This is a genomic window from Acinetobacter sp. UBA1496 (genome assembly GCF_002324975.1).
Classification (GTDB): Bacteria; Pseudomonadota; Gammaproteobacteria; order Pseudomonadales; family Moraxellaceae; genus Acinetobacter; species Acinetobacter variabilis.
In genome coordinates this window covers 1-9,413 of record NZ_DCRI01000059.1, presented here as the reverse complement: position 1 = coordinate 9,413, position 9,413 = coordinate 1, and the positions used below count along the sequence as shown (strand labels likewise).

The window sequence follows — 9,413 nt, the reverse complement described above, 5'->3', positions numbered from 1 at the left end:
GATAGGAAAACACGTGCAGTTGCGGTCTTACGGCGACCTGTACCATAGTTAGTAGCCATGTGCTGTATCCCTTAGATGTCCAAAACTTGTGGCTGTTGAGCAGTATGTGGATGCTCAGTACCAGCGTACACTTTCATTTTTTTGATCATTGCATAACCAAGAGGACCTTTTGGCAACATGCCTTTTACAGCGCGTTGGAAAATTTCTTCTGGTTTGTGAGCAACTAATTTTTCAAAATTAGTTTCACGAATACCACCAGGGAAACCAGTATGGCGATAGTATTTCTTGTCAAGTGATTTGTTACCAGTCACTTGAACTTGCTCAGCATTGATAACAACGATGTAATCACCAGTGTCAACGTGAGGAGTATAAGAAGTTTTATGCTTACCGCGTAAACGACGAGCGATTTCAGTCGCGAGACGACCTAAAGTTTTGCCAGAAGCATCAACAACGTACCAGTCGTGTTGAACTTCAGCTGGCTTAGCGCTGAGAGTTTTCATTAAACCACTACCTATTATAGTTGGTTTGGACTATGGAAGCTGTCCAAACGAAAGGAGACCGAATTCTACCCGAAAGCCGGGAGAACCACAATGAAAATATAAAATTTCAAGTGCTGTATTTTACAACGTCTTTCAATGAATGACCAGTAGGATTTTTAGCCTATAAACACATATGATTAATCATTAAATAATAAAACGGACCTAAGACTAGGGGCACGTCTTTGTATGAATGGATTCACCTGTTTTTTAATATGTATTTCTTTAGCAAATGGCCTGTCTTCAAGTCTGCCTAGGTTTGCTTTCTAAACTTGAGACAATCCTCCTTGAAAATGCCAAAAGCTAAACATGTCGAGTGTTGAGAGGATTGCCTGAAACTCTTTATGAGGTTTATTGACGTCAGCCCGGTTTTATCTTTCTTTAATATAATGAGAAATGTACAGTATTATTTGAATAAACATCATCTAAACCTTTATCTAAAACTTTCCCTGTGAAATTTGTACTAAAATAAGGACAATTGATAATACAGAAGAAAGTCATGCTGCCTTTATATATTACCAGTGGTGAACCTGCCGGAATTGGTCCAGATATCTGCTTGAGTCTGGCGGATCGTATTGATGAGCGTCCATTGGTGGTACTTGCCGATCTGTATATGCTCCGTCAACGGGCGCAGCAGTTAAAACTTCTGGTTGAACTGATTGAATACACAGGGCAAACGACTTCTTCAGAAAAAGGTCAGCTTTATGTTGAGCATGTGCCTTTAAAAGAACCGGTAGTACTAGGTCAGCTAAATAGCCACAATGCCGCTTATGTACTGGAACAGCTGCGTCGTTCAGCCAAATATGCCATGTCAGGCAAAAGTGTCGGAGTGGCTACAGCGCCAGTGCAGAAGTCAGTCATTAATGATGCAGGCATCCATTTCAGTGGTCATACCGAGTATTACCAGGAATTTGCTGGTGTACCGCGTGTGGTGATGATGCTAGCGACTAAAACTTTACGTGTTGCTTTAGCAACCACCCATCTGCCACTTCGTGCAGTTGCCGATGCCATTACTCCGGAACGCTTGCATCAGGTGATTGATATCCTGATTCATGACTTAAAATCGAAGTTTAAAATCGAGCATCCGCATATTCTGGTCTGTGGTTTAAATCCACATGCAGGTGAGGGCGGTTATTTGGGTATGGAAGAGATTGAAGTCATCAATCCAGTACTGGAGACTTACCGTACTCAAGGTATCAATATGAGTCTGAGCCTGCCTGCAGATACTTTATTTACCGCTGAAAATTTGAAAGATGCCGATGCTGTTCTGGCGATGTATCACGATCAGGGTTTACCTGTGTTAAAATCTCAGGGCTTTGGTGAAGCCATCAATATTACTTTGGGCTTACCGTTTATCCGAACTTCTGTCGATCACGGCACAGCACTCTCCCTCGCAGGTACAGGCCTTGCGAAAAGCTCAAGCTTACATGTGGCTGTGGACTTGGCGCTGGATTTAGCGCGTCAATGATCTCGTCTTTATTACACGTTGGAAATGTCTATGTATCAGATTAATGCCTTAAACCCAAAAGATGAAGGGCATCACACGCGCAAGCGTTTTGGTCAAAACTTCTTACATGACCAACGTGTCATTGCCAAAATTGTGCGTTCCGTAAATCCGCGTGCAGGCGAAAATATTGTTGAAATTGGCCCGGGTCTGGCTGCTTTGACATCTCCTTTAATTGGTGAATGTGATGCCTTGACCGTACTTGAGCTGGACCGTGACTTGGCCGCTGGTTTGCCGGGTCGTGTGCCGCATCCTGAACGTTTAACCATTATTGAAACAGACGCACTGAAATACGATTTCACCAATTTGTTTGAAGAAGGTCGTCCGCTACGTGTAGTCGGAAACCTGCCTTATAACATTTCAACGCCACTATTGTTCCATCTCCTGGAATTTGGTGACAAAGTGAAAGACATGCACTTCATGCTGCAAAAAGAAGTGGTCGATCGTATTACAGCTTCACCGAACACCAAAGAATATGGTCGTTTGTCGGTGATGATCCAGTATTACTGCAAACCGACTTTTCTGTTTGAAGTGCCGCCAGGTTCTTTTAATCCGCCACCAAAAGTGACATCTGCCGTGTTCCGTTTGGAGCCATATGATGTAAAACCGATCATGGCAAAAAATGAAAAAGCTTTGGCTCGTCTGGTATCGCATGTATTTACCCAGCGCCGTAAGACTTTGCGTAATAGCCTGAAAGGGATGCTGGTTGAAGATGGTTTTGAAAAGGCAGGTGTGGATCCAATGGCACGTCCAGAGACACTGTCACTTGCCCAATTTGTGGCATTATCTGATCAAATGGTAGCTTAAAAATAATGACCCGCACTGTTCGATACAATTATGTGATTGGTGATGTACAAGGCTGTTTTGAAGCCTTGAAGGCACTGCTGAAAAAAATCCGTTTTGATCCTGATCAGGACTTTGTCTGGTTTGCTGGTGATCTGGTGGCTAGAGGGGAAAACTCGCTGGGTGCATTACGCTTCATTAAAAAGCTTGTCGATAATGGCGTGGCGGCAACAGTGCTGGGTAATCATGACCTGACTTTGCTGGCTTATGCACGCGGTATTAAGCCGATTAAAGACAAGGATAATGTCCGTGATGTGATTGATGCGATCGACAGTGATGAGTTAATTGACTGGATCCGTAAACAGCCGATGTGTCTGTTTCCGAATGAACAGACGGTACTGACCCATGCCGGTATTCCCAATATCTGGGATGCAGCCAAGACGGCTGAATTGGCTAAAGAAGTAGAAGCCATTATTGCCCATGATGATTTTGAGGTGGTGGATACTTTCTTAAAGGAAATGTTTGGGAAAGAGCCTACACTCTGGTCAGATGAATTAGAAGGTCATGAGCGTACACGCTGTATCGTGAATTACCTGACCCGGATGCGTTTAACTGATGCAGAAGGGCGTCTGGAATATAGTTTTAAAGATTCACTGGATGATCCGATGCCAGAAGGTTTTAAGCCCTGGTTTGAATTTGAATCGAAAACTGCAGCAACCCATCAAATTGTATTTGGACACTGGGCCGCTTTACAGGGTAAAACCATTTCTGAGCGAATTCAGAATGTCGATGGTGGCTGTGTCTGGGGTAATCAGCTGATGGCTTATCGCCTGGAAGACCAACAAATGTTCGCTGTCGATAATCCGGTATTTTAAAAAATTCAAAGCTAAAAAAGCCACGTTCAACGTGGCTTTTTTATGTGCTGATCATTAGTCTACACGAATCCAGGTCTGGTTGCGGCCCAGAACTGAAACACCCATACTGGCACGTAGTGTTAAACGCTTGCCGGTATTGTTTAGACGAACCTTGGCATCATAAATTTTACCTGCCAATGGATCAATGACACGACCTTTTTCATAATTTTTGGTGCCTTCAACGTGTTTCAGGCCTTTTAGAATAGTCATGCCTAAAATCGGTTGATCGGTATAAGGGGCTGGACATTTATTACATTTTTCGCGTGGTGTATAACCTGGACGTGGCGTGATTTTCGCAATCTTGCCTGAGTAAGTATTATTTGCTTCTTTTTCGATGACAATGATGGCTTTTGCTGCTCCAGTTTTATCATCAATTTGTTGCCAGGTTCCGCTAATATCTTGAGCCCACAGGTTCATCATGAATCCTGTAGTCAATGTGGCAAGGAATATCTTCTTTAACATATCCATCATTCCAAAGAACTTTTCATTATTACCCGCACATGTTAGGAAGATTGCACAAATAGTCAATAAATAATTAAAAACATGGAATTAAATTTATAAAAAAAGCTGCCTGTTTGGCAGCTTTGAGAAAAAGTGTGAACTTATTCCTGACGAATCCAGGTTTGGCTACGACCCAGAGCAGATACCCCCACATAACCGCGTAGGGTTAAACGTTTGCCGTTGCTGCTCAGACGAACCTTGGCATCGTAAATTTTACCTGTCAATGGATCAATCACACGACCTTTTTCATAATTCACGCTATCACCGACCTGTTTTAAACCTGTCAGTACGTCCATCCCCAGGATCGGCTGATTGGTATAAGGAGCAGGGCATTTATTACAGGTTTTTTGTGGGGTATAACCTGGACGAGGCGTTACTTTGACAATTTTGCCGGCATAAGTACCATTGCTGTCCTGACGGATTTCAATCAGTGCTTTGGGTGAACCAGTCTTATCATCGATTTGTTGCCATGTCCCGGTCAAGTCTTGTGCATAAATGGTCCCAGTCATGAATGTAGCAATGAGCATTAATCCTAATTTAGATTTATTCATTTATATTTATCCTTTTTTCATAGATGAAACAAACTATCCCAAACACAAGCGTGTGGTTTTTTAATTTTGGTTGATTTTAGAGTAATGAGCGTTGCAGATCGCTCGGTCAATCTGCTTTAACCCTGTTGATTCCCCATGACAGAAATCTGTCGATGTTAATTGCTTTATGGCTGAATTTTCAGTAAAAGCAGAGAAATTCAATAAGATCTTTAACATGGTAATGTCTTGCATTCTATCTCCTTATATTGCCCATCAAAATCCGTTTGATGCTAAGCCTGTTAAGGCAAATGAATCTAATATTTATATGCATGTTTTATATTGTATAAAAAAAGCATCTGTCTAATATTGATACAACTTAATGCATGAAAATGCAAGCTTCTGTGCACTAAGTCATGAATTAATCTTGTTTAATCCAAGTCTGGCTGCGTCCTAAGGCTGAAACACCCACATAACCACGTAGGGTCAGACGTTTGCCATTGGCACTTAATTTAGCTTTGGTGTTGTAAATATTACCGGATAAGGGGTCAATCAGTTTACCTTGAGAGAAATTATTATTGCCTGCATCCTTTAAGCCGGTAAGTACATCCAGACCAAGAATCGGTTTATTGGTATAAGGTGCAGGGCAGGAAACACAGGTTTCGCGCGGTGTGTAGCCAGGACGAGGCGTAATCTTGGTAATTTTGGCGGTATAAACACCATTTGAAGTTTCACGAATTTCCAGAATCGCTTTGGCGGATCCTGTCTTATCGTCAATACTTCTCCAGGTACCTGAAATATCAGAAGCAAAAGCCAGATGACTGAAAAAGGTCAGGGCTAAAACGGATAATAATTGAACCTTTTTCATAGGTCTGTTCCTGAGTGAAAAATTCTTTATTTCCCTATAGTAAGAATAGTTTCATTCAGAAACAAACGTTAAATATTGATTGATGAGTCACATTTTCTGCAGATAAAGTATAAAAGTTGGCAACCAGATCGCAGTAAAAACGGCATTCACTGCCATGCCAAACGCAGCATAACGTCCGGCAACACTACCACGCTGCCAGGCTTGAGCTGTACCAATCGCATGTGCTGCTAGACCTAGAGCCAGACCTGAAGCACGCTCATCATTGATATGTCGTAAAATAAATGGTGAAAATGCTGCACCAATTACGCCAGACAAAATGACGATCAGAATGGCCAGACTAACAGGTGCCTCCAGTAAGGTTGCAATATTAATTGCAATTGGTGTTGTGACTGCACGGGTGGCAAAGGCCATGATGTCGCCAGAAGACATATGCAGCAAATAGGCGAGACCCATCGGTAAGGCAACCGCACTGATACTGGCAAAAACGAGAATCCCAATAATGGCTTTCAGCGGCAGGTCATCATAACGCATGGCCGCTAGTGGAATCGCCAGTGCAACCGTGACATAACCGAGCAAATGGTTAAACAGTGGATTGACTTCATCCATATAATGCTCATAAGGAATACCGAGCACCAATAAAATCACCAGCACCAAGAACATGCTAAACACAATCACAGGAATTTGCGGAATAACACGATTGCAGGGTTTAGCAAGCAGATAAGCAATTAAGGTAATCGCAAAGCCATAAAGAACAGAAAACATGTGCGACTCCTATAACCAGCGTTTTGCCATTTTGGCGTAGATCCAAAGAGGAAGCAGAGTGCTCAGGCATAACACCAGCATGAAGGCCGGAATTTTTTGTCCCATATGCATCAGCATAATTAGCGCGCCTGCACTAATTGGTAAAAAAGCGAAGGCACTTTCTTTCATCAGCTTGTTATTGGTATCCACCAGACGCGCTGGAATTTTGCCAAAATAGCGCCAGGCAAATAAGGTGACTAGCAGGCTGATGAGTCCGACCAGATTGCCCAGTTCAGGGTGATCTAGCTGGGTCATTAGCCAGACTGAAGCTTCACGAAATACAATAATTAAGAGGAGAGTGCCGATCCATGCTGGCCAGTCAATATGTTTTATCCAGTTCATTGGTGATGTCATTTAAAAGTTTACTTATCAAGTTTTACTCGATCTTAGGCCGAATTTCAAACTCTTCAAGTGGACGCTGGAATTGAAGTGCTTGAGATCCCAGAATTTCTTCTATCGGTAAATGGGCCTGTTTGATCAGCTGTTCCAGCTTCGGAGGTGCAATCCTTACATTGATATGCAATTGACCTTCATCATCATAATGTTCGGACTGAATCACATTCAGCGCATAAAGTTGATTGCGCAGTTTGCCATAGGCAGGTTTCAATACCAGTTCAAAGTGCTGAATCTGACCCATTAATGCTTCATGCACAGCTTTGCGTAATAGATCCAGACCTTCACCGCTATGTGCTGAAACATAGACCCGTTCAGGCTGACCGGGCTGACGGTAAATGATTTTGGCATCCTCACCGCTACAGTCAATTTTATTATAAACTCTTAAAACCGGAACGTCAGCGCCAATTTCCTTGAGCACCTTTTCAACGGCTTCAATTTGTTCAAGCATTTCCAGACTGCTGGAATCGATCACATGTAAAAGCAGAGTGGCTTCAACGGTTTCTTCCAGAGTTGCTTTAAAAGATTCAACCAGTGAGTGCGAAAGATTACGCACAAAACCTACCGTATCTGCCAGTACCAGATTACCGACGCCGTCCCATTGCAGGCGTCTTAAAGTTGGGTCCAGAGTCGCAAATAGTTGGTCTGCTGCATACACATCGCTATCGGCCAGAATATTGAATAAGGTAGATTTCCCCGCATTGGTATAACCTACTAAAGACACGGTTGGAACAGCCGCTTTTTGGCGTGCAACACGGCCCTGAATACGGGTTTGACGGACTTTTTCTATTTTGGCTTTAAGCTGTCCCATGCGGATACGCAATAAACGGCGATCTGTTTCTAGCAGGGTTTCACCCGGCCCGCGCAGACCGATCCCGCCTTTCTGGCTATCCAGATTGGTACGGCTACGAACCAGTCGTGAAGACAGATGCTGTAACTGTGCCAGTTCAACTTGCAGTTTCCCTTCATAGGTACGGGCACGCTGCGCAAAGATATCGAGGATGAGTTCGGTACGGTCTACCACCCGGCAATGCACCACATTTTCCAGGTTACGTGCTTGAGCAGGTGTCAGCGCATGATCGAAAATAACCAGATTGGCATCCAGTTCTTTGACCCGTTCAGCAATTTCTTCTGCTTTTCCTGAACCCACAAAGAATTTGGCATCCGGTTTTAAGCGTTGAACAAAAAGATGTTCCAGAATTTCGGCATTTGCAGATTGAGCTAACAGATGAAACTCTTCAGCATCAAGGTCATCCAGCATTTGTACACTCACACTGACTAGTATGACGCGTTCTTTTCCCTGATGTTGCTCAAAATATTCCACTCAGGCCAATCTCCAGTTGAAAACTTCATTTTAGTTGAAAATGAACTTTACAGATACTGAAATAGCGAGCTTTGTTTTAGAGTGCCGTGACAAACAGTTGTGCAAGTGTTACGAGCAACGCCGTATATAACAGGGTACCACCCAAGATATAGCTTAATACTTTTAAGGGCCGAATCATCTCAGCTGATTTAACTGTTTCATCTTGCATGATGAGCATCCTTTTTTAATCTAATATTTCGATTGATTTATTTTATTTAATTTATTTGATGAATTTAAATTGAAAATATAGATGTACTTGGTCGTTTTTTATTATCAATGCAAGTTGGACATGAACAGTATAAAATGGGTTTAATTCGTGGATATTCCCTGTATCTTGTTTAGGATTTAGTGATCTTTTTATGAACTCGACTGTACAAAATCAATCACCTGAGATACAAGGTTTAGCAAAATTCTTTCTTTATACAAGAAAAACGACTTCTGCATTAGCAGCCATCAGCCAGGGGTTTTATCTGGTTTACCGTCACGGTTTGTATAAAGACCCGAATAACCCGAACAATACCCGATATGTGCAGTATTTCTGTCGCCAGTTGTGCAAGGTGTTTAATATCGAGGTTCAGGTCCATGGCGTGATTCCACGTGAGCCTGCATTATGGGTGAGCAATCATATATCCTGGCTGGATATCGCCGTTTTGGGTTCAGGCGCGCGAGTGTTTTTTCTGGCCAAAGCTGAAATTGAAAATTGGCCAATTTTGGGCAAGCTGGCTAAAGGCGGTGGCACCTTATTTATCAAGCGTGGTTCAGGAGATTCAGTCAGAATCCGTGAACAGATTACCGGCTTCCTGAAACAGAATATTCCGGTCCTGTTTTTTCCTGAAGCGACCACATCTGATGGACGCTCAATTAAAAAAATTTATGGTCGTATTCTCGGTGCAGCAATCGAAGCGCAACGTCCCGTACAAATCTGCCTGATCTGTTATGTAAATCAGCAGGGTGAACTGGATATGGTGGCGCCTTTTATTGGGAACATCAGTTTTGCCAAACATGTACGAAATGTTCTGGAAATGCCTAAAGTAACAGCTCATCTGATGGCCTTGCCGGCAATTGCGACCGAAGGGCATACAGTAGAAAGCCTGACTGCACTAGTGCATGAAAATATGCTGGAGGGTTTGCAAAGGTTGCAAGCCAAAGTATTAAAAAAGCCTCATTAAGAGGCTTTTTTATTAGAAATACTCAGAGATATTCATTAACCTGAGTTCGATGAA

The 9,413-nt window shown here is 42.7% G+C and carries 12 protein-coding genes; 4 read left to right on the top strand and 8 right to left on the bottom strand.

Annotated features, from left to right (window positions below):
• Window positions 1-71: 71 nt before the first annotated feature.
• On the bottom strand, window positions 72-500 hold the full coding sequence (gene rplM, locus B3143_RS06970; protein ID WP_004785249.1) for a 50S ribosomal protein L13: 429 nt from the start codon (window positions 498-500) through the stop codon (window positions 72-74).
• A gap of 535 nt (window positions 501-1,035) precedes the next feature.
• Here rplM and pdxA point away from each other — a divergent pair.
• Genes pdxA through B3143_RS06955 form a run of 3 tightly spaced genes read left to right on the top strand, consistent with a single transcriptional unit; the run spans window position 1,036 to window position 3,698 of the window.
• Window positions 1,036-2,004 carry a 4-hydroxythreonine-4-phosphate dehydrogenase PdxA gene (gene pdxA / locus B3143_RS06965; protein ID WP_005237159.1) on the top strand — a complete coding sequence of 323 codons (969 nt, stop codon included), beginning with the start codon at window positions 1,036-1,038 and terminating at the stop codon, window positions 2,002-2,004.
• A gap of 30 nt (window positions 2,005-2,034) precedes the next feature.
• Window positions 2,035-2,847, top strand: coding sequence for a 16S rRNA (adenine(1518)-N(6)/adenine(1519)-N(6))-dimethyltransferase RsmA (rsmA, locus tag B3143_RS06960; RefSeq protein ID WP_005237157.1), 813 nt, complete (start codon window positions 2,035-2,037; stop codon window positions 2,845-2,847).
• Between the two features lie 5 nt (window positions 2,848-2,852).
• Window positions 2,853-3,698 carry a symmetrical bis(5'-nucleosyl)-tetraphosphatase gene (locus B3143_RS06955; RefSeq protein WP_005237153.1) on the top strand — a complete coding sequence of 282 codons (846 nt, stop codon included), beginning with the start codon at window positions 2,853-2,855 and terminating at the stop codon, window positions 3,696-3,698.
• A 54-nt stretch (window positions 3,699-3,752) separates the two neighbouring features.
• On the opposite strand, the gene B3143_RS06950 is transcribed toward B3143_RS06955, so the two are convergent.
• The 7 genes from B3143_RS06950 to B3143_RS06920 form a co-directional block, all read right to left on the bottom strand.
• On the bottom strand, window positions 3,753-4,199 hold the full coding sequence (locus B3143_RS06950) for a DUF2147 domain-containing protein (RefSeq protein ID WP_034171097.1): 447 nt from the start codon (window positions 4,197-4,199) through the stop codon (window positions 3,753-3,755).
• Window positions 4,200-4,339: 140 nt separating this feature from the next.
• Window positions 4,340-4,789 carry a DUF2147 domain-containing protein gene (locus B3143_RS06945; RefSeq protein ID WP_005237150.1) on the bottom strand — a complete coding sequence of 150 codons (450 nt, stop codon included), beginning with the start codon at window positions 4,787-4,789 and terminating at the stop codon, window positions 4,340-4,342.
• Between the two features lie 397 nt (window positions 4,790-5,186).
• Window positions 5,187-5,633 (bottom strand): DUF2147 domain-containing protein, encoded by a 447-nt coding sequence (locus B3143_RS06940; RefSeq protein ID WP_004785231.1) that lies wholly within the window; start codon window positions 5,631-5,633, stop codon window positions 5,187-5,189.
• Between the two features lie 87 nt (window positions 5,634-5,720).
• Window positions 5,721-6,395 (bottom strand): LrgB family protein, encoded by a 675-nt coding sequence (locus tag B3143_RS06935; protein ID WP_004785229.1) that lies wholly within the window; start codon window positions 6,393-6,395, stop codon window positions 5,721-5,723.
• Between the two features lie 9 nt (window positions 6,396-6,404).
• Window positions 6,405-6,776: a hypothetical protein gene (locus tag B3143_RS06930; RefSeq protein ID WP_004785228.1), complete on the bottom strand. Its 372-nt coding sequence runs from the start codon at window positions 6,774-6,776 to the stop codon at window positions 6,405-6,407.
• A 34-nt stretch (window positions 6,777-6,810) separates the two neighbouring features.
• Window positions 6,811-8,151, bottom strand: coding sequence for a ribosome rescue GTPase HflX (hflX, locus tag B3143_RS06925; RefSeq protein ID WP_004785226.1), 1,341 nt, complete (start codon window positions 8,149-8,151; stop codon window positions 6,811-6,813).
• 76 nt (window positions 8,152-8,227) lie between these two features.
• On the bottom strand, window positions 8,228-8,359 hold the full coding sequence (locus B3143_RS06920; RefSeq protein ID WP_004785224.1) for a hypothetical protein: 132 nt from the start codon (window positions 8,357-8,359) through the stop codon (window positions 8,228-8,230).
• Window positions 8,360-8,549: 190 nt separating this feature from the next.
• Here B3143_RS06920 and B3143_RS06915 point away from each other — a divergent pair, with 190 nt between their 5' ends.
• Complete coding sequence (locus B3143_RS06915; RefSeq protein ID WP_004785223.1) at window positions 8,550-9,359, top strand: lysophospholipid acyltransferase family protein; 810 nt, start codon at window positions 8,550-8,552, stop codon at window positions 9,357-9,359.
• Window positions 9,360-9,413 lie beyond the last annotated feature (54 nt).